This is a genomic window from Gammaproteobacteria bacterium (genome assembly GCA_011682695.1).
GTDB lineage: Bacteria > Actinomycetota > Acidimicrobiia > Spongiisociales > UBA4744 > BMS3Bbin01.
In genome coordinates, this window is sequence record JAACED010000012.1 from 18,808 (window position 1) to 37,738 (window position 18,931).

Genomic DNA, 18,931 nt, shown 5'->3' on the forward strand with positions numbered 1-18,931 from the left:
CTAGTGATCGTTCGCGATACGGCTCTCCACGATCGCCAGCACGTCGGCTGCCAGCGTCCTGGCGGACTCGAGTGCAGCGCTCCGTCGTGCGTCCAGACGTTCTGTCTCTGGATGGTCGAGCAGCGAACCGAGGTTGATGCGCACGTTCAGCGACGCACCCTCCGCCGCGGCGAGCGCACAGCTTGCAGCGACACCGGTATCCGTGACGGCACTCTCGTTTCCGTCCTTGGCAACCACCATGGCGGCATCGAGCGCATCGACACAGTGCTCGAGTACTTCGAGAGGGACCAGGCTGGCGGCCACCGTGGCGTCCTGCACGGCATGGTCGCGAGCGAGACGTTCTGCGTCCGTCTTGCGAGGCAGGCGCAACGCCGCCATCAACGCGTTGAACGAGTCCGTGTCCCGATCGACAGCGTCGAGGAACCAGTACTTGAGCTGCTGTGCCGACCGGCCGATGTCCTCCATCTTGGTGTCGCTCGTCTTGGAGAACGTGAGCGCCGCAACCATCGACGTCAGCGCCACCGACAGTGAGCCGACCAACGCCGCCACACTGCCGCCTCCGGGCGTCGGGGTGCCTGCCGAGAGGATGTCGGCGAACTCCCACAGCGAGTTGGTAACGAGGCCTGACGGTGCCCCGTGATACCGGTACTCGATCACCTTGTCGGCCGGATCGAACGGTGTCACATCGTTCAGGCCAAGGCTGAGCACGGCGATGTGCATCCGTTCGGCCTCCGGGATGCCCGTCGTCTTGCCCTGGGCATGCAAATAGTGATCGCCGGCTGCCAGCATTGCGCGGCGGGGGACCAGGCCTACGATCTCGCTACCGGTCACGCGTACGCCGAGCTGGGCAGCCTCGTCGCACGCGGCGTCAAAGACGGCATGGAGTGAGGTGACGTCGGGATCGGTCAAGTTGAACGACACCTGCGCTCTTCCGTACTCCTCGATGTACCAGCCGACCCCTCGCAGGTGTGTGAACCGTCCCGGCTCACGCAGGACAACACCGTTCGCATCACGCTGGATCTTGCCGTCGGGACCACGTTTTGGTCTCCCGCTTTCCCTGAGAGCACCGGCGATCTTGTTGGCAAGCCGGCGGTCACGAGTGTTGAGATTGACGTTGTAGGCGATCAGGAAGTTGCGTGCGCCGATCGCGGTTGCCCCGGTCCTTGCGTTGAATCCTGTCGGACCGAAGTCGGGCTCGTCCTCGCGGTCGGCAAGTCCTTCGTACTCACCACGGCGAACGTCGGCAAGGGATCGGTGCTCGGAACGCGTTGCTGCCTCCCCGTATAAGTACACGGGGATCGAGAGCTCGGTGCCAACGCGTTCTCCCAGACGCCGTGCGATCCGAACGCAATCCTCCATGGAGGCGCCGTCGAGCGGAACGAACGGGCAAACATCGGTGCTTCCCATTCGAGGGTGTTCACCATGGTGGGTTCGCATGTCGATCAGATCGGCTGCCTTCTCGATGGCCAGGAATGCGGCCTCCTCCACGGCTTCGGGCGATCCGGCGAACGTCATGACGGTGCGATTCGTGGCGGCCCCAGGGTCGACGTCCAGGAGTGTCACACCGTCGACCGCGTCGATGACGGCGGCGATTGCGTCGATGACCCGACGATCACGACCTTCACTGAAGTTGGGGATGCATTCGATGAGTTTCATACGACCTCCATCAGAGATCCGGCTCTTCTTCAGGGGCCAGGAAGGTTTCCAACGGTTCGCGGGCAACATAATGCGACGTCATGGACTCCTCCCACTCCAGGTACTGTTCCTCGCACCGTACCGAGCAGAACTCGGAACCGGTTCGCCGGGGAGCACCGTCCCAGAGGCACGTCGTGTAGGTGCGGCGCAACCACGGTGGATCGTACAGGGGATATCGTCCATGATTCCGGCGGTATTCACCGGGTATTCGGTGGACATCCATGGGCGGTCTCCTCGCTGTTCCAGCCCAGGCTAGAGGCCGCCGGGCCGCCTGCCGAGATGAAACCCGCAAACGCACCTCGCGACGTGCACCGGCCGCACCGTACGGTGGCGTCCGTGGTCCGGGAGAAGGAAACGCCTACAGGAAGCAGGCCTTTGCGCCGATATCCCGAGTGATGACTACGGGCACTGCGTTTAGCTTCATATGTACGCAGTGCCGGGAGAAGGCGGCCGTTGTCAAACAGGGCCGCAAAGTGTTCCTCTGCGCAAAGTGTGCCTCCGACGCCATGTGGCGCGAGATGGTCGCCGGGATCATCGACCGGCCGGACGTTGATCAAGACGACGGTGCCCGTCAGTCCTGAATGCTCATCAGCCACATGGCGAGCAGATTCATCACCACTCCGAACACGCCCACAATGATGAGATCCTGGCTCACCGTCATCGCGTGCCCGAAAACCTTGATTCCGAGACCGAGGTCGGGAAGCCGATCCAGCACGGCGGCGGGCAACCCCTGGGCCTCCAGGACCAATCTCCGCAGCGGGTCGACCGCGTAGGTGATCGGATTGATCTTGACGAGAACGGTCATCCATGCGGGCAGACCCTGGAGTGGAAAGAACACACCCGACAGAAAGATCATCGGAAATGTGACGAACTGGTTGATCACCTGGAACGCCTCGGTACTGCGCATCCGTGCAGCAAGCGCGACACCCATCCCCGACAAGCCAAAAGCACCAAGGAACATCACCGGCCAGAGTTGGAGGACCAGCAGAGGCGTAAGAGTGACCCCGACGAGCGGGGCGAACAGAAAGACGAGCGTTCCCTGAATCGTCGCGACCGTAGCACCGCCGAGGGTTTTGCCCAACGCCACCGAGGCACGATTGACGGGGGCAACGAGGACCTCCTTGAGGATGCCGAACTCGCGGTCGTAGACGAGCGAGATGCCGTTGAAGATCGACGCGAAGAAGACGTTCATAGCGATGATTCCGGGGAAGATGAACTGCTTGAAGTCGATCGTCGGACCACCGGATCCGCCGCCGATCAGTGATCCCATCGCGCCGCTGAGTCCGCTGCCGAAGATCAGGAGGAAGATGATGGGCATCCCAAGAGACCCGGCGATTCTCGTCTTGTCCCGCCACCATCGAGTGATCTCCCTGCGCCAGATGATCCCCACTGCCGCGGCAGACGAAGGCCGTCGTTCAGTACGAGCTTCTGTGGCTGTCATCCGTGCCCCCTCCGTCTGCGAACCATCATCTTGAGACGGTTGCGGTTGAGATCACCCTGATCAAGCTCAGACTCCCGGATGGTTCTTCCCGTCAGCTTCAGGAAGACATCGTCGAGGGTCGGCCCTCCTGAGTTCGATCGCGTCGATACGACCCTTGAATCCCCTCGCAAGGTGCGGGATGAAGGGCGCACCTTCTCGTACCTCGATTCGGACTTCGCCGCCGCTCACCGTGGTTGTGACGGCCTCTGTGGAGAGGAACTCGGCGAGGTCGTTCACGTCGGGCGTCCTGACGGTGACGACGTCACCGCCGACCATGCGCTTGAGACCCTCCGGCGTGTCGAGAGCGACGATGCTCGCGTGGTCAATGATGGCGATCCGATCGCAGAACTCGGCTTCGTCCATGTAGTGCGTGGTCATGAAGATGGTCGTCCCCGTGTCTTCTCGCAGACGCTTGATGTGATCCCACATGTTGCGTCTTGTCTGCGGGTCCAGCCCGATCGTCGGCTCGTCCAAAAAGAGGATTTCGGGAGTGTGAAGAAGTCCCCTCGCGATCTCCAGGCGGCGCTTCATGCCGCCGGAGAACTTCTCGACGGTGTCGTCGCCACGTGAGTCGAGGTCGACCAGTTTCAGGAGGTCGTCGATGCGATGCCTCCGGATCTTCGGGGGAACGTGGTAGAGAACGCCGTGGAAGTTGAGGTTCTCACGAGCCGTGAGACGATCGTCGAGGCTGGGTTCCTGGAACACGATGCCGATCGCGGAGCGCACCGCGCTCTGGTCGGATCGGATATCGTGTCCGGCAACGGCTGCGCTGCCCGCCGATGGCTTGAGCAGGGTCGTCAGCATCGAGATCGTGGTGGTCTTTCCGGCGCCGTTCGGCCCGAGAAAGCCGAACACCTCACCTTTGTCGACCCAAAAGTCGACCGCATCGACCGCAACGAGATTCCCGAAACGCTTGGTCAAGGCGTTCACATCGATCGCTCGAGTCATACCCCCGTCCTCTCGGAGCGAGGTTAGTGCCGCCTGAACGAGGTTCGTTTCGTCCCACGGGCGCGGCTGTCGCCGGCGCATGTCTCGGCGAACGCGCATCCTTGTGGTCAAGGCCGCCGTGGCATCGACGAGTCATGAGGGCCTGTGCATTGCCCGAAACCGTCCTGGCGAACGGCGCGATCGACCTATGGGGCCTCTGCTCTGGAAGCAAGGAACGCTCCGATGAGCACAACGGCGGTTCCCACGATGGACAAAGGCGCCACATGTTCGCCGTGGAAGAAGACCCCGAGGAGAATCGCCACGACCGGCAGAAAGTAGATAGCGATCGAGGCGCGGGTCGCCCCAACTCGGCCGGCAAGGACCGTCATGGCGACGAGCGCCAGTCCTGTTCCGAACACGCCCAAGGCCGCGACCGCCGCCAGAGGACCCCATGCGAACTGCACCTGCCGCGCATGGACCAACCCGAAAGGAGCAACAAGTGCGACCGCCACGAGTTGGGCGCGCATGATCACCGGGATCGCACCGTACCTCTGCTGAAGCGGCACCGCCAGGTTGACCGACACGCCGTAGGAGATCGTGGCGGCCAGCACCAGCAGTGTGCCGCGAAGGACCGATGGGCCCCCTTCCATACCTGGAAGTCCGATGGCGACGATCCCGATGAGGCCCAGCAAGACGCCAACGATCTGGTAGCGACCAGGAGTCTTACGGAGAAGCAAGGCTGCAATGAGTGCGGAGAAGATCGGCATCGACCCGTTGAGCATCCCGGCGAGTGAGGATGAGATCCACTGCTGGGCGATCGGGAAGAGGAGCATGGGAAATCCCATCCAGATGACACCCAGGAGAACGATCCGAGGAAAGTCGGCCCGGTCCACCGGCCGCCTCGAAGCGGGAAACAGAGCCAAGGTCGCAGCGCCGACGGCAAGGCGAAGCGTTGTGACAACGGTTGGGGGAAACGCCTCGAGTCCAATCGCGATGAGGAGGAACGACGAGCCCCAGATGAGCGCGATCCCGGTAAGCAGACCCCAGTCGGTGACCGCGAAGGCGGTTCGTCGGGTCCCCGGAGCAGTCGAAAGGATTGAAGAGACCCGCATCGACGGGAGGGTAGTGCCCGGCTGCCTTGATTCAGGCCGGCTGGTCGTACTCTGCGACGTTGCGGGCAGACCAGACGACTGTACGAGAGAGATACACGGCGAAGAGAACGATCAGGATCGGTCCGAGCCGAACGATCGTCAGGAGGCCGATACGATCGGCCAGTGCCGTGCCGAACAGGGCACCGAAGGGGACCGTGCTCCAGGCCAGTCCACGTCCGGCGGCGCTGACTCTGCCGAGCAGATGCTGCGGCGTGTAGAGCTGACGCATGGTGAGCAGACTCACGTTGGTCCAAACGAGTCCCGCGAAGCCGACCGCCAGAACACTGGTAACGACCAGCAAGTTGCTCGACCAGGTCAGGCCGAACATTCCAAAACCAAAGATCGCAAATCCGAACACATAGGTGCGGCCGATGTGGACGCGATCGATGACCCTGGGAGCACTGATCGCTCCGATGATGCCGCCGGCGCCCATTCCGACGAAGAAGATCCCGAGTCGGGCCGGATCGTCCGTCCCGAGGAGCTGGGCTCCGATCAACACGAGGGTCGCCTCGATGAATCCCGTGATGAAGTTCGCGAGACCTCCACCAAGCGTGGTCAGGCGGATCCGGCGTTCGCCCCAGAGATGTGCCCACCCTTCTCGGAGATTCTCCATGAAGTGATCGCCGGTACCGAGGGCGCGTTGCGGAACGCGAGACAGGTAGATGAATGACAAGGCCGACACGAGGAAGGTCACCCCGTTGAAGGCGAAGGCGGCGGAGAAGTCGGCAACCTTCACGATCAGTCCACCGGTGAGAGGCCCGAGGAGGAAGGCGATCTGCTGTGAAAGCGAGAGGCGTCCATTCGCCCGAGACAAACCGAGTCCCGCAGCCACCGACGGGATGAACGCCTGCAACGAGGCGTTGAATGAGGCGGCGAGACTGCCTGCAACGAACGCAAACGCGAACAAGCCCCATGTGGTGAATGTCCCGTCACGAACCAGGATGGCAAGCGAGAAGAACGCGGCTGCTCGCGCCAGCTCGTTGATGGCGATGAGCCACCGCAGCCGGTATCGGTCCAATAGCGTTGCGCCGACAAAGCCGAAGATCAGTGTGGGAAGGTTCTCGGCAGCGGACAGGAGCCCGAAGTCGAACGCACGTTGTGAGAGCTCTGCAAGGAAGAGTGGGACTGTCAAGTAGGCGACGTAGTCGCCAAACAATGAAACTGTCTGTCCCGTCCAGACGATCGAGAAGTTCCGGGCATGTGGAACCGACCTGTGGGTGCCTTGGCTCACGATCCAACAGCCTAGTGGCGGACCAGGGGACGATGCCTGAAAGTCTACCGAGTGATGCCGGTGGGGAGGCACGTACCTCGTAGCTCGTACTTTGTATTTCGTACTTCATATAGCGACGAAGCATCGGTGCGCGACCGCGGGGCGGACACCAGCCGGGAAGGGCAGTCACGACAACGACGTCTGGGAGACGCCATCCAAGAAACTGATTCGCCCATGAATCGGGACCTCGGGTAGCCTCGGTGGTGTCATGAGCGATGTAAGCGAGATTCCCGAACAGGTCGGAGAGTTGATCGACCTATCCAAGCAATACCTCCGAGAACAGACCATCGAACCGGCGAAGCGCCTCGGGAGGGTTGCAGGGATGGGCCTGGCCGCGGCGGCGTTGTTCTCCATCGGGGCCCTCCTTCTTGCCATCGCAGGAACCAGGTTGCTGATCCGTGTGCTTCCCGATGGTGACTTGTGGAGTGCGCTCGGTCTGCTCATCTCGGTTATCGTCCTTTCCGCAATCGCCGGTCTCATCATTTGGAGAACAAGCCGCTGATGGTCGAACGAGCAGACATCGAAGCAAAAGCCCGAGAGATCGAGCAGGCCCTGAGCGACACCAAAGAGAGCATGCAACAGAAGGGTGTTGTCATCGCCGTGGCGGTGGTCGCCGTTGTTGTCCTTGCCTTCGTGATCGGCCGGCGTCGCGGCAGCAGGTCGAGGGCGGTCGTGAAGGTCTACCGTTCCTGAGGCTCGAGCCGGATCTTGAGGGTGTCACCGGGCCGGAGACGTCGCTTGTACACCAACGCATCGACCTTCGGCTTTCGCAGCCACTTGAACCCCAGAAGCGCCGCACCGATCAGGATCAGGCGGGCGTCACCCGTTCGCAGACCACGGAGCGTGCTTCGTACGGCGATGCGACCCAGTTCCATGAGACCCAGCGTAGTTGCCCGAAGCACCATGCATGGCACTGTGAAGACCTCGCCGTGGCACTGCCCAGACCAACATCAGAACTTCGCAAGCCCAGAAGACGCGTAGAGTACGGGGATGCTCAACGACACCATGAAGAAGATCGTGATCTGGGTGATCGTGCTTGGGATGGTCCTGTCACTCGCCGCCGGGCTCGCTGCGGTGGTGTTCTCTTCGTGAAGGTCGTCCTCCGGCACCCTCGGCGCGAAATTGACATCGAAGGACCGACGACGGTACGTGCCCTTCTCGAACATTTGGACATCGTCCTGGAGACGGTGCTGGTAATCCGCGGCAACGACCTGCTCACCCGCGACCAACGGCTCGCCGCGGATGACACGGTGGAGCTGCGGCCGGTCATCTCGGGGGGCTGATGCGCTGTCGCGTGTGTAGAGGGAACGCGGCGATCGAGGTGCGACGCCACAACGCGGCGTTCTGCCGAGACCACTTCATCGAACATGTTCGAAGACAAGTTGGGCGAACGATTCACGACTACGCCATGTTTCATCCGGATCAGCGTCTCGCGATTGGTGTGTCGGGAGGCAAGGACAGTCTGGCCCTGTGGGACATCCTGCATCACCTCGGCTATCGGACAGAAGGGATCTATCTCGACCTTGGCATCGGGGACTACTCGCAGGACAGTCTGAGGAGAGTCCAGACGTTCGCCGAACAACGGGACCTGATTCTGCATCCGGTCGACCTCGTGCAGGAATACGGCTTCTCGGTTCCCGATGCGGCGAAAGCGACACGACGCACGGCATGCTCCGCATGTGGCCTTTCCAAACGGTACATTCTGAACGAGGAGGCGGCACGCCGGGGCTGTGAGGTTCTGGTGATGGGACATAATCTGGACGACGAGGCTGCGACACTGCTCTCCAACGTTCTCAACTGGAACGTGGAGTACCTGGGCAGACAGCGCCCCGTCCTCCCGGCTTCGGACGGTTTGACCAAGAGGGTAAAGCCGCTGATTCGTGTTGCCGAACGAGAGACCGCCGCCTACGCGGTCCTCGCAGGAATCGACTACGAGGTCGAGGAGTGTCCGTTGGTGGAAGGCAACACGGTCAATCGACTCAAGGAATGGATGGCCATGCTCGAACAACGCTCGCCGGGTGTCACGCAGCACTTCCTGGGAGGATTCTTCGACAGAGCCTCCGACATGTTCACTGCCGAGGCTCCCGACCTGCATCCCTGTTCCGACTGCGGAAGGCCGACCACCGGCGAGCGGTGCGCCTTTTGTCGGCTTCAGGAACGAGCGACGCGATGACGTTCGATGCGGGAGATCTCTGTCTGCTGGTCGACTCCAAGGGAAGGCGCTATCTGCTCACACTGCGAGAAGGCAGTGAGTTTCACTCCCACCTCGGGGTGATTCCGCACACAGAACTGATCGGGACACAAGAAGGATCGCTCGTTTCGACGGGAAGCGGAAGCAAGCTGCTGGCGATCCGTCCACGTTTCGTGGACTACGTGCTCAAGATGCGCAGAGGGGCACAAGTCGTCTATCCCAAGGACATAGGTCCGATCCTCGTGTACGGGGACATCAGGCCCGGCAGCATCGTCCTGGAAGCGGGTACGGGATCCGGAGCTTTGACCATCGCGCTCGTGCGTGCCGTCGGTCCCACCGGCCGTGTCATCAGTGTCGAACGCCGCGAAGATCATGCAACTCATGCCCGGCATACCATCGAACGGTTCTTCGGTGAGATCCCCCCAACGCTCGACCTGCGCATCGGAGACGTCGAAACAGAAGCCGAGACCGCTCACGCCGACCGGCTCGTTCTGGATCTCCCGGAACCATGGCACGTCGCGCGCGTCGGCAGTCATCTGGAGCCCGGAGGCATCTTCATCGCGTACCTCCCAACCGTGCCACAGGTGCAGACGCTCGTGGAAACGTTGCGGGAGTTCGGTTCGTATGCGCTGATCGACGTCTTCGAGACGCTGCACCGCACATGGAAGGTCGAAGGACGATCAGTCCGTCCTGATCACCGAATGGTCGGCCATACCGGGTTCGTGGTCGTCGGACGGCGAACCGCTACGTGAGGGAGGCCCCGTGTGGGGCCTCCCGTGACGAACATCTGCCGAGATCTGCCGAGCGAAACATGCCGCGCATCTCGACGGTCGCACTTCGCTACTCGCCGTGTACTGCGCCCCGACGCACCCCGAAGGTGCGCTTTCGTTGTGCGGCCTTGCGAGTGGCTCGCGCAACCGCCGATCCGCACACCGGCATCACTCGGCAGATTCTCAAGGCTCGATGAAGATGCACTCTCCCGGGCATTCCTCTGCCGACTCGATGACCATCTCTTCCTGTCCTGGAGGGACAACGCCGATGCCCTGGGCACCTTCCGGGTTGCCCTCGGACGCAGCAAAGATCTTGTCGCCTTCCTTGACATACGCGAGTCCGTCATCCAACAGCACGAAAACATCCGGGGCGATCTCTTCGCAGAGACCGTCGCCGGTACAGAGATCTTGGTCGATCCAAACCTTCATAGCTCAGAAGCTCCTTCTGTGTCGGAGGCATGCTACCCAAATTCGCGCTCTCCACTAACCGCACGCCGAGACGGTGGTTATCGGGTCCCTCGATTGGCCCACTCGAGAGGTTTGGCGGTGAGGATGAGTTGGACGAACTGGTCGAAGCTTCCGCCTTGGATTCGTTTGTCTCGACGGTTCCCCAGCGTCGTCTCGGAGCGTTTCCGAGTCGGCCTTTTACGTCCGACCAACACCTTCGAGACCTGCCGGAACACCACCACTCTGCAACGGTTCCGACCTCGAGCCCTTGGTTGATGACCTCCCGGCGGGTAGTTCGTCCACTCGTAGATTCGAAGCGAGCAGGATGCGTACTGCGCCCTCATCCCCATTGGGTGTCTGCATCCAGGATCATCCCCGGACACCAACGGCGGCCGGAAGAACGTGAATCTCTCAGCGCTCCCTGAGGACAGTTTCTGCACCGCCGTATACTTCGCGCGAGCCCATGGGTGACGTAGAGCAACTGAAAGCAACTGTGACGCGCCTTGAAGCCGAGGTTGCGACTCTCAGATCAGAATCGAGCCGCGCCCGCAGGCTTGAACGCCAGCTCTCCGAGACCAAAACATCCCTCGAAAGGGCAGGATCGCAGAACAAGCGGATGGCGGAATTGCTGCGCGAGGCACGAGAACAGCTCGCGATGCTCCGCACCGAGATCGAGAGGCTCGCAGCTCCTCCCAACCAGTTTGGAACCATCCTCCAAGTCAACGCCGACGGGACGGTGGATATCGCTACCGGTGGTCGCAAACTCCGTGTGGAGGCTCAACCCAGCATCGAGGTCAAACAGCTCCTGCGTGGCCAAGAGGTCCTGTTGAACGAGACGATGAACATCGTTGATGTACGACGTTTCACCGTGTCGGGCGAAGTCGTGACCATCAAGGAGCGCCTCGGAGAGCAGCGCCTCCTCGTCCTTGCGAGAGGAGACGAAGAACGAGTCGTGGAAATCGCAGAGCCCCTCGAGGGAGAGCCCCTGCGGGCAGGCGACGCTGTACGCCTCGACACACGGACCGGACTCGTGTTCGAGAAGCTCCTACGCCCCGAAGTCCAGGAACTCATCCTCGAAGAAGTTCCCGACGTGACCTACGACAAGGTGGGAGGGCTCAGGGAACAGATTGAGACGATTCGCGACGCCGTTGAACTCCCATACGTGCACAAGGAACTCTTCGCGGAGTATGGACTCGAAGCTCCCAAAGGAGTACTCCTGTACGGGCCTCCCGGCTGTGGCAAGACCCTGATCGCCAAGGCGGTTGCCAACAGTCTCGCTCAGGCAGTGGCGGCTCGTACCGGACGCAGCGACATCCGTTCCTACTTCCTCAACGTGAAAGGTCCGGAACTGCTCAATAAGTACGTCGGTGAGACGGAGCGGCAGATCCGATTGATCTTCCAAAGGGCAAAGGAAAAGTCGGACCAGGGAGTCCCGGTCATTGTGTTCTTCGATGAGATGGACTCACTATTTCGCACCAGAGGCACAGGAGTGTCGTCCGACATGGAGTCGACGGTCGTGCCTCAGCTGCTCTCGGAACTCGACGGTGTGGAGAGTCTCAAGAACGTGATCGTTATCGGCGCGTCGAATCGTGAGGACTTGATCGACCCTGCGATTCTCCGGCCGGGCCGCCTCGACGTGAAGATCAAGATCAACCGGCCCGACAAAACGTCCGCTCGCGAGATCTTCAGCATCTACCTCGACGGTGCTGCACCGCTGGATATGCAGGAGATGGAGAAGGCTGGAGGCGACCCCGACGCGATGCTCTCGGCGATGATCGATTCCACCGTCGAGCGGATGTACGCACAAGATGATGAGAACAAGTTCCTCGAGGTCACCTACGCGAACGGTGACCGGGAACTGCTCTACTTCAAGGACTTCGCCAGCGGCGCGATGATCCAGAACATCGTCAGCCGGGCCAAGAAGGAGGCGATCAAGCGCGAGATCGCAGGAGGACCGAGAGGCCTCCGGACGGCGGACCTGCTGCGGGCGATCACGAGCGAATTCGCCGAGCACGAAGATCTTCCCAACACGACGAATCCGGACGATTGGGCGAAGGTCTCCGGCAAGAAAGGGGAGCGCATCGTGTACGTCCGGACGCTGATGCGAGGGGAAAACAAGTCGAAACAGATCGAGGCTGTCACGACCGGCCAGTACCTGTGAGGAGGCCTCAGATGCTCATTGTGCACTCCCTGTCATCGTTGGTCTCCTAGCCGATGGCCATTCCGAAGGTGCTCGGCACCGAGACCGAATTCGGCATCACGATTCGTCACCAGGCGGATTTCAACCCCGTGCTCGCATCGGGACTCGTCGTCAACGGCTCGCCGGATGGATTGCGACTGAGGTGGTCTCTCGCCGAGGAGTCCCCAGGGCGTGACGCAAGAGGGCGATCGTTCGGTACCAGGGTTGCGCTCGACGCGGAGACGCTCAACGTCCTGCTCCCGAACGGAGCCCGGATGTACGTTGACCATGCTCACCCCGAGTACTCGACACCCGAATGCCTGGACGCCCGCGAAGCGGCCCTGCACGACAAGGCGGGGGAGCTCGCCATGGCACGCGCAGCAAACGCGGTACAACGGATACTCGAGCCAGGGGAGAAGATTGCCCTCTACAAGAACAACAGTGACGGAAAAGGGAACTCCTACGGCGCTCACGAGAACTACCTGGTGTCGAGAGCCCTACCGTTCAACGATATCGTCCGCTACCTGACAACGTTCCTGGTCACCCGCCAGGTCTTCACCGGCTCTGGGAAGGTTGGGGTGGAAAACGGACGGGCGCAGGTCGACTTTCAGATCAGTCAACGAGCCGACTTCATTGAAGAACGGGTCGGGCTGGAGACGACGGCGCGGCGGCCGATCATCAATACGCGGGACGAACCGCATAGTGACCCGGAGCGGTTCCGGAGGCTGCACATCATTATCGGGGACGCGACACGATCCGAGATCCAGACCTATCTGAAACTCGGAACGACGTCACTGCTTCTGGCTGCGATCGAGGACGCCGCCTTGCCCGACGCTCTCGAACTTCTCGATCCTGTGGCGGCTACCTGGCAAGTGAGTCATGACATCGGTTTGAGTCGGTCCCTGCGCCTCGCGGGCGGTGGTTCCGCCACCGCGCTCGAGTTGCAGTGGCAATACTTCGATTGGCTCTCCAAGTATGCGGAGGCATCGTCGGCAAACGATGTGAGTCGAGACGTCTTGGTGCACTGGGAACAGGTTCTCCAAGACCTCGAGGTGGACCCGATGACCACCGCCGATCGTCTGGACTGGACCGCGAAGCTGCGGATCATGCGGGCATACAAGAACCGGGAGCATCTCGACTGGACCCATTCGCGTCTGAGGGCACTCGATCTCCAATACCATGACGTCGACCCGAGCCGCGGGTTGTACGACCATTTCGTCGAGAGAGGTTTGATCCGGCGTCTCTTCACCGACGCCCAAGTGGCCGATGCCCTGCACTATCCCCCTGCAGGCACGCGCGCGTATTTTCGGGGCCGCTGCGTGAGCGACCACGGCGACGCGTTGGTGGCCGCGAACTGGGACTCGCTCGTGTTCGATACCGGCGGAGCCACGTTCAAGAGGGTGCCTATGATGGATCCGTTGCGAGGAACGGTGGACCGTGTGGGGGCACTCTTCGACGCATCGTCGAGTGCCGCCGATCTCCTCGAAGCGCTAGGAGGTGACTGACATGAAAGAGAACATCCGAAAGGCCCATCGAGAACCTGACACCGCCGGGCAGACCGACGTCGCCTCCGCTCCTGTGGTTCATACCGATGAGATCGATGATCTTCTCGGTGAGATCGACGAGGTTCTGGAAGAGAACGCTGAGGAATTCGTCAAGAACTATGTCCAGAAGGGCGGAGAATGAACGACGTGTATGGACAGGGTGTGAGCTTCAGCGACCTTCTCGCTTCACTCAACATGACTCCGAAGTGGGAGATTCCGACGACAGATCACTCTGTACTCGGCGCCCCTGTGGCTACGACGGTCCTTGCCCTGCGTTTCGCCGATGGCGTGGTGATGCTCGGAGACCGCCAGGCAACAGAAGGACATATCGTCGCTCATCGCAGAATCCAGAAGGTGTTCGAAGCCGATCATTTCTCCGCCATCGCGATCTCCGGAACGGCGGGCATTGCGATCGACCTGGTCCGTCTCTTCCAAACCGAGCTGGAGCACTACGAGAAACTGGAAGGGACGCGCCTCAGCCTCGATGGCAAAGCCACGTATCTGGGTCGGATGGTCCGCCAACAGTTGCCCTTGGTGTTCCAGGGCCTTGTCGTCGTTCCTCTCTTCTGCGGATACGACGAGGCCGAGGGTACCGGTCGCCTCTACACATTCGATGTGGTTGGGGGACGGTATGAAGAGCATGAGTATGGAGCGACCGGCTCGGGTGCTCGTGACGCGAAGGCGTATCTCAGATCCTCCTACCGCGCCGATCTCGGCAAGTCAGATGCGTTGGACATCGGGATGCGAGCGCTGGTGGCTGCTGCCCAAGAGGACACGGCGACGGGCGGGCCCGATCTGGCCCGCGGCATCCTTCCGAATGTCGTGACCGTTACGGCGGAAGGGTTCGTCGAGGTCGAGTCGGACGAGGTTGCAGCCTTGGCCTCCGCAGCATTGGGAGACATACGATGACGGTCCCCTTTTACGTACCTCCGGAACAACTTGTCAAAGATCGGGCCGAGTTTGCGCGCAAAGGGATCGCTCGGGGGCGTTCGATCGTCGCTGCCGAGTACGACTTGGGCGTGCTCCTGCTCGCAGAGAATCCGAGCGCCACGCTCCACAAGATCAGTGAGATCTACGACCGTGTCGCCTTTGCCGGTGTGGGCAAGTACAACGAATTCGAGGCGCTGCGCGTCGCAGGAACACGCCATGCAGACCTGAGAGGGTATCTCTACAGCAGGGCGGATGTGAATGGGAAAGGGCTTGCGAACGCGTTCTCCCAAACACTCGGCAACATTTTCACTCACGAAGTGAAGCCGTATGAGGTCGAGATCCTCGTGGCAGAGCTCGGTGACAACGGTCAGCCAAATCACTTGTACCGGGTAACGTACGACGGCACCCTGTCGGACGAACGCCGGTATTGCGCCATCGGTGGACAGGCGGACGCGTTGAGCGAGATCTTGGAAGCGAGGGATCAGCAGGTCGGCTCGCTCGCCGAGACGATCAGCGCGCTCGCAGCTGCGTTTGCGGAAGTCCTCGACAGAGACGTCGACGGATGGGAAGCCGCCGTCCTCGATTCGACGGCAGGCCGGCGAACCTTTCGCAGGATATCGGCTGCCGAGGTCGGCGAGATCCTGGGCGCCTCTGGCTGATTCTCCCCCAGGGAGCGAAGCGACCTGTTTCTCCCCCCAGGGAGCGAAGCGACCTGTTTCTCCCCCCAGGGAGCGAAGCGACCGTTGGGGGGAGTACGGCGCAGCCGGGAGGGGGGCCGGCGTCAGCCGGAAAGGGGAGTACGGCGCAGCCGGGAGGGGGGCCGGCGTCAGCCGGAAAGGGGAGTACGGCGCAGCCGGGAGGGGGGGCGCAGGTCGTGACACGTGCCATGGATTCCTCAACAGGCTCCCGGCCATTGGGTCTACGCTGATGCGATGAAGCGTCGCATCTACGGGCTCGAAAGCGAATACGGTGTGACCTGCACCCTTCGCGGCCAGCGGAGGCTGAGTCCGGACGAGGCTGCGAGGTATCTGTTTCGCCGGGTCGTGAGTTGGGGCCGATCATCCAACGTCTTTCTCGAGAACGGTGCCCGTCTCTACCTCGACGTGGGCAGTCACCCCGAGTATGCGACCCCCGAGTGCGATGATCTCGCCACCCTGATTGCCGCCGACAAGGCAGGCGACCGCATTCTGCAGAACTTGGCCGCGGAAGCTCAGAAGCGACTGGTCGAGGAAGGGATCAGTGGCGAGATCTTCCTTTTCAAGAACAACACGGACTCGGCAGGCAACTCATACGGGTGCCATGAGAACTACCTGATCCGCCGCAGCACGGATTTCCCGGCCGTACTGGAGGCGCTGATCCCGTTTCTCGTCACCAGACAGATCTATGCCGGCGCCGGCAAGCTGCTGCGAACCGCCAGAGGAGTCCGCTTCACGATATCCCAGCGTGCCGAGCACATCTGGGAGGGAGTGTCCTCTGCCACTACGCGCACCAGACCGATAGTGAACACGAGGGACGAACCCCATGCAGATGCAGCACTCTATAGGAGATTGCACGTCATCGCCGGCGACTCCAACATGTCGGAGACGGCGGCCTACACGAAGGTCGGTGTCGTTGGCGCGCTGTTGCAGATGCTCGAAGAAGGGTACGAGTTTCGTACGTTCGACCTCGAGAATCCGATTCGTGCGATCCGGGAGATCAGTTCAGATCCTACGTGTCGACGGCCGATCCGACTCGCGAACGGTCGAGAACTCTCCGCCCTCGACATTCAGTGGGAATATCTGGGCAAGGCCGCCCACTACGCGAGAAACCAGGGGTTTCCTCCGGTGATCGATCGCGCCGTGCGAATGTGGGAAGCAATGCTCGTCGGCATCGAGAAGGATCCGATGACTCTCATGGCACAAGTGGACTGGGTCGCGAAGCGGCGACTGATCGAGGCGTACCGTGCTCGCAACGATCTCGCCTTGTCTGACCCCCGGCTGGCAATGATGGATCTCTCCTACCACGATATCAACCCGGCTCGGGGCCTCTACCACCTGCTGGTTCGTCGAGGAAAGGTCGAACGAGTGGTCGATGACGTGGCAATCACCCAGGCGATGACCGAGGCGCCTGCGACGACGCGGGCTCGTCTGCGGGGAGCGTTCATTCGCGCAGCGAAGGCTGCCGGGCGGGACTTCACCGTGGACTGGGTCCATCTGAAGGTGAACGATCAGGCACAGCGGACGGTCCTCTGCAAGGACCCGTTCGTGCACACGGACCCCCGCGTCGAGCAGCTCATCGCGGGGTTGTAGAGCTGCGCTCTCCGTCGAGAGCGTCAGTCCCAAGCCTTTCGTGACTACCGGTGTGATATCGACCCATATCACCAACAGTGCGATCGACGGTGCGCGATCCTCGGGACGCCTGCAATACGGTGCCCGGCGGACCCTGGTGCCGAGGACCTGGTACGGCGAGGGCGGGGGCCCTACAGTTGACTCTGCATGCGACGTGTGCTCGAACGGCTCCTCAACCTTCTCGCCTTCCTGCTCACGGCCGACCGACCGGTCACGGCTGATGAGATACGCGTCACCGTAGCGGGGTATGCCCAGGAGTCGGACGACGCGTTCCACCGCATGTTCGAACGTGACAAGGACCTCCTGCGCCGGATGGGAATTCCGATCGAACTTCGCCCGATGGACGCGTGGGAGGTCGAATACGGCTACGTCCTTCAACCCGATGCGTACCAGCTGCCGGACCCCGAACTCTCCGATGAGGAGCGGGCCGCTCTCTGGCTCGCCGCGCAAGTCGTACGGCTCGGTGGGCAGCCGGCAGGACCAGAAGCCCTCATGAAGCTCGGCGGGCTGACGATGAGCGGAGGGGGAGAGCCGCTTGCGGCAGATCTCGGATTGGGTGCAGAGGATCTCTCCGCCGCCTATCTGGCGGCGACGGAGCGCCGCATGCTCTCGTTCATGTACCGGGGTCGGCGTCGCGACGTCCAACCCATGGGGATCCTGCACCAGCGGGGACACTGGTACCTGATTGCGAGAGACGGGGAAGAGATGCGGGCCTATCGGGTCGACAGGGCATCGAAGTTCGCCGTCGGAGATCGCCCCGGTGCGTTCACCCGACCATCACGCTTCAGGCTGCGAGATGCTCTCCCCGTGGAACCGTGGGCCACAGGGGAGGCCGACATCGTTGCCAAAGTGGTGTTCGACGCGGACACTGCATGGTGGGCAAAGCGCCAACTCGGCGCCAAAGCCGTCGAGCTGTCGGATGGGCATCTGGAGGCCGAACTGCGGGTGGCGAATCCGGACGCCTTCATCGGTTGGATACTGAGCTTCGAGGACAAGGCGGAGATCCTCGAGCCCCAGCATCTCCGACAAGCGCTGATCGACCGAGTCCAGGGGCGATCATGAGCAAAACGAAGAACCGCCTCACGCGGATCCTCTCGATGCTTCCCTGGGTGATCGCCAATCCCGGAGCCACTGTGCAAGAGGTCTGCGATCGCTTCGGCTACTCGCGTCGAGCACTCATCGAGGACCTGAACCTCGTATTCGTCTGCGGCCTCCCGGGATATGGACCTGGCGACCTGATGGTCGCGTACGTGGATGAGGACGAAGTCATTGTCGACATGGCCGACTACTTCTCCCGCGCGCTGCGTCTCAGCGCCTCGGAAGCGCTTGCACTTCTCGCAGCAGCCGAGACCCTCATCGCCACCGACCAGGCACCACCTGCGCTGCAGAGTGCTGTCGACAAACTCACGGCGGCGCTCGGCATCCCGTCCGACGAGACGCTCGCCATCGAGATCGAGGGAGAGTCAGGACTCGTAACCATGCTGCGCGATGCAGCCCGTGAGGGACGTGTAATCGATCTGACCTACACCTCGCTGAACAAGGGCGAAACGACCCAACGGCTGGTGGAACCATGGTCGGTCTTCACGACGATGGGGAACTGGTACCTGTCAGGCTTCTGCCGGTCTGCCGGAGCCGAACGAGTATTCCGTGTCGACCGAATCCGATCGGCCATCCCGACCGAGGAGCAGTTCATCCCGAATCCGGAACCGCCACCGCCGGTGCTGCGGTACACGCCTTCGGAAGATGATGTGCGGGCGACGATTCGTCTTGAACCGCGCGCTGCCTGGGTCGCCGACTATTACCCGGTCGATATCGTCTCCACAGACCCCTTCGTAATCCGCTTCTCGGCGTCCGATCCAAGCGTCGTCGCCCGGCTGCTCGTGCGGCTCGGCCACGATGCCGTCCTGCTCCAAGGGGCCGAAATCGCAGCGGCGACCGCCTCCCTGCGTCGCAGGGTGCTCTCCCGTTACGGGGTGACCATTTCGGAATAGTCACTTCAGGGTGTCTTGATCAAGACCGA

Annotated in this window: 20 protein-coding genes and 1 pseudogene; 14 read left to right on the forward strand and 7 right to left on the reverse strand. The window is 61.8% G+C overall.

What is annotated here, in order from left to right; translation table 11 throughout:
* Positions 1-1,656: a glutamate formimidoyltransferase gene (ftcD, locus tag GWP04_03475; protein ID NIA24609.1), complete on the reverse strand. Its 1,656-nt coding sequence runs from the start codon at positions 1,654-1,656 to the stop codon at positions 1-3.
* A 434-nt stretch (positions 1,657-2,090) separates the two neighbouring features.
* Between ftcD and GWP04_03480 the strand changes: the two genes are divergently transcribed.
* The gene (locus tag GWP04_03480; protein ID NIA24610.1) at positions 2,091-2,276 is read left to right on the forward strand and encodes a hypothetical protein; all 186 of its coding nucleotides are present in this window, start codon (positions 2,091-2,093) and stop codon (positions 2,274-2,276) included.
* Here GWP04_03480 and GWP04_03485 read toward each other — a convergent pair.
* From GWP04_03485 to GWP04_03500, 4 genes and pseudogenes are all read right to left on the reverse strand, one after another.
* Positions 2,267-3,136: an ABC transporter permease gene (locus GWP04_03485; protein ID NIA24611.1), complete on the reverse strand. Its 870-nt coding sequence runs from the start codon at positions 3,134-3,136 to the stop codon at positions 2,267-2,269. The two genes, GWP04_03480 and GWP04_03485, sit on opposite strands and share 10 nt — an antisense overlap.
* Positions 3,133-4,123: pseudogene (locus GWP04_03490) on the reverse strand (ATP-binding cassette domain-containing protein). Before GWP04_03490 ends, GWP04_03485 begins: the two are co-directional and overlap by 4 nt.
* Positions 4,124-4,308: 185 nt before the next feature.
* Positions 4,309-5,214: an EamA family transporter gene (locus GWP04_03495; protein NIA24612.1), complete on the reverse strand. Its 906-nt coding sequence runs from the start codon at positions 5,212-5,214 to the stop codon at positions 4,309-4,311.
* Positions 5,215-5,245: 31 nt separating this feature from the next.
* Positions 5,246-6,484 carry an MFS transporter gene (locus GWP04_03500; protein ID NIA24613.1) on the reverse strand — a complete coding sequence of 413 codons (1,239 nt, stop codon included), beginning with the start codon at positions 6,482-6,484 and terminating at the stop codon, positions 5,246-5,248.
* A gap of 247 nt (positions 6,485-6,731) precedes the next feature.
* On the opposite strand from GWP04_03500, the gene GWP04_03505 reads away from it, so the two are divergent.
* A complete protein-coding gene (locus GWP04_03505; GenBank protein NIA24614.1) occupies positions 6,732-7,025 on the forward strand; it encodes a hypothetical protein in 294 nt (97 codons plus the stop codon).
* Positions 7,025-7,216 (forward strand): hypothetical protein, encoded by a 192-nt coding sequence (locus GWP04_03510; GenBank protein NIA24615.1) that lies wholly within the window; start codon positions 7,025-7,027, stop codon positions 7,214-7,216. Before GWP04_03505 ends, GWP04_03510 begins: the two co-directional genes overlap by 1 nt.
* On the opposite strand, the gene GWP04_03515 is transcribed toward GWP04_03510, so the two are convergent.
* Entirely contained in the window at positions 7,204-7,398 is a 195-nt protein-coding gene (locus GWP04_03515; protein NIA24616.1) for a hypothetical protein, read from the reverse strand. The two genes, GWP04_03510 and GWP04_03515, sit on opposite strands and share 13 nt — an antisense overlap.
* A 213-nt stretch (positions 7,399-7,611) precedes the next feature.
* Between GWP04_03515 and GWP04_03520 the strand changes: the two genes are divergently transcribed.
* Genes GWP04_03520 through GWP04_03530 form a run of 3 tightly spaced genes read left to right on the forward strand, consistent with a single transcriptional unit; the run spans position 7,612 to position 9,466 of the window.
* A complete protein-coding gene (locus GWP04_03520) occupies positions 7,612-7,806 on the forward strand; it encodes a thiamine biosynthesis protein ThiS (GenBank protein NIA24617.1) in 195 nt (64 codons plus the stop codon).
* Positions 7,806-8,696, forward strand: coding sequence for a tRNA(Ile)-lysidine synthetase (locus GWP04_03525; protein NIA24618.1), 891 nt, complete (start codon positions 7,806-7,808; stop codon positions 8,694-8,696). The genes GWP04_03520 and GWP04_03525 overlap by 1 nt, the downstream gene beginning before the upstream one ends.
* Complete coding sequence (locus tag GWP04_03530) at positions 8,693-9,466, forward strand: SAM-dependent methyltransferase (GenBank protein NIA24619.1); 774 nt, start codon at positions 8,693-8,695, stop codon at positions 9,464-9,466. The genes GWP04_03525 and GWP04_03530 overlap by 4 nt, the downstream gene beginning before the upstream one ends.
* A gap of 201 nt (positions 9,467-9,667) precedes the next feature.
* On the opposite strand, the gene GWP04_03535 is transcribed toward GWP04_03530, so the two are convergent.
* On the reverse strand, positions 9,668-9,913 hold the full coding sequence (locus GWP04_03535) for a ferredoxin (GenBank protein ID NIA24620.1): 246 nt from the start codon (positions 9,911-9,913) through the stop codon (positions 9,668-9,670).
* A 481-nt stretch (positions 9,914-10,394) separates the two neighbouring features.
* On the opposite strand from GWP04_03535, the gene arc reads away from it, so the two are divergent.
* From arc to GWP04_03575, 8 genes are all read left to right on the forward strand, one after another.
* Entirely contained in the window at positions 10,395-12,092 is a 1,698-nt protein-coding gene (gene arc, locus GWP04_03540; protein NIA24621.1) for a proteasome ATPase, read from the forward strand.
* 53 nt (positions 12,093-12,145) lie between these two features.
* Positions 12,146-13,615, forward strand: coding sequence for a proteasome accessory factor PafA2 (locus tag GWP04_03545; GenBank protein NIA24622.1), 1,470 nt, complete (start codon positions 12,146-12,148; stop codon positions 13,613-13,615).
* Between the two features lies 1 nt (position 13,616).
* Positions 13,617-13,796 (forward strand): ubiquitin-like protein Pup, encoded by a 180-nt coding sequence (locus GWP04_03550; GenBank protein NIA24623.1) that lies wholly within the window; start codon positions 13,617-13,619, stop codon positions 13,794-13,796.
* Positions 13,793-14,563 (forward strand): proteasome subunit beta, encoded by a 771-nt coding sequence (gene prcB / locus GWP04_03555; GenBank protein ID NIA24624.1) that lies wholly within the window; start codon positions 13,793-13,795, stop codon positions 14,561-14,563. The genes GWP04_03550 and prcB overlap by 4 nt, the downstream gene beginning before the upstream one ends.
* Positions 14,560-15,243: a proteasome subunit alpha gene (prcA, locus tag GWP04_03560; protein NIA24625.1), complete on the forward strand. Its 684-nt coding sequence runs from the start codon at positions 14,560-14,562 to the stop codon at positions 15,241-15,243. Before prcB ends, prcA begins: the two co-directional genes overlap by 4 nt.
* A gap of 273 nt (positions 15,244-15,516) precedes the next feature.
* Positions 15,517-16,872 (forward strand): Pup--protein ligase, encoded by a 1,356-nt coding sequence (pafA, locus tag GWP04_03565; GenBank protein NIA24626.1) that lies wholly within the window; start codon positions 15,517-15,519, stop codon positions 16,870-16,872.
* A gap of 186 nt (positions 16,873-17,058) precedes the next feature.
* Entirely contained in the window at positions 17,059-17,973 is a 915-nt protein-coding gene (locus tag GWP04_03570; protein NIA24627.1) for a WYL domain-containing protein, read from the forward strand.
* Positions 17,970-18,902, forward strand: coding sequence for a WYL domain-containing protein (locus GWP04_03575; protein NIA24628.1), 933 nt, complete (start codon positions 17,970-17,972; stop codon positions 18,900-18,902). Before GWP04_03570 ends, GWP04_03575 begins: the two co-directional genes overlap by 4 nt.
* Positions 18,903-18,931: the final 29 nt, after the last annotated feature.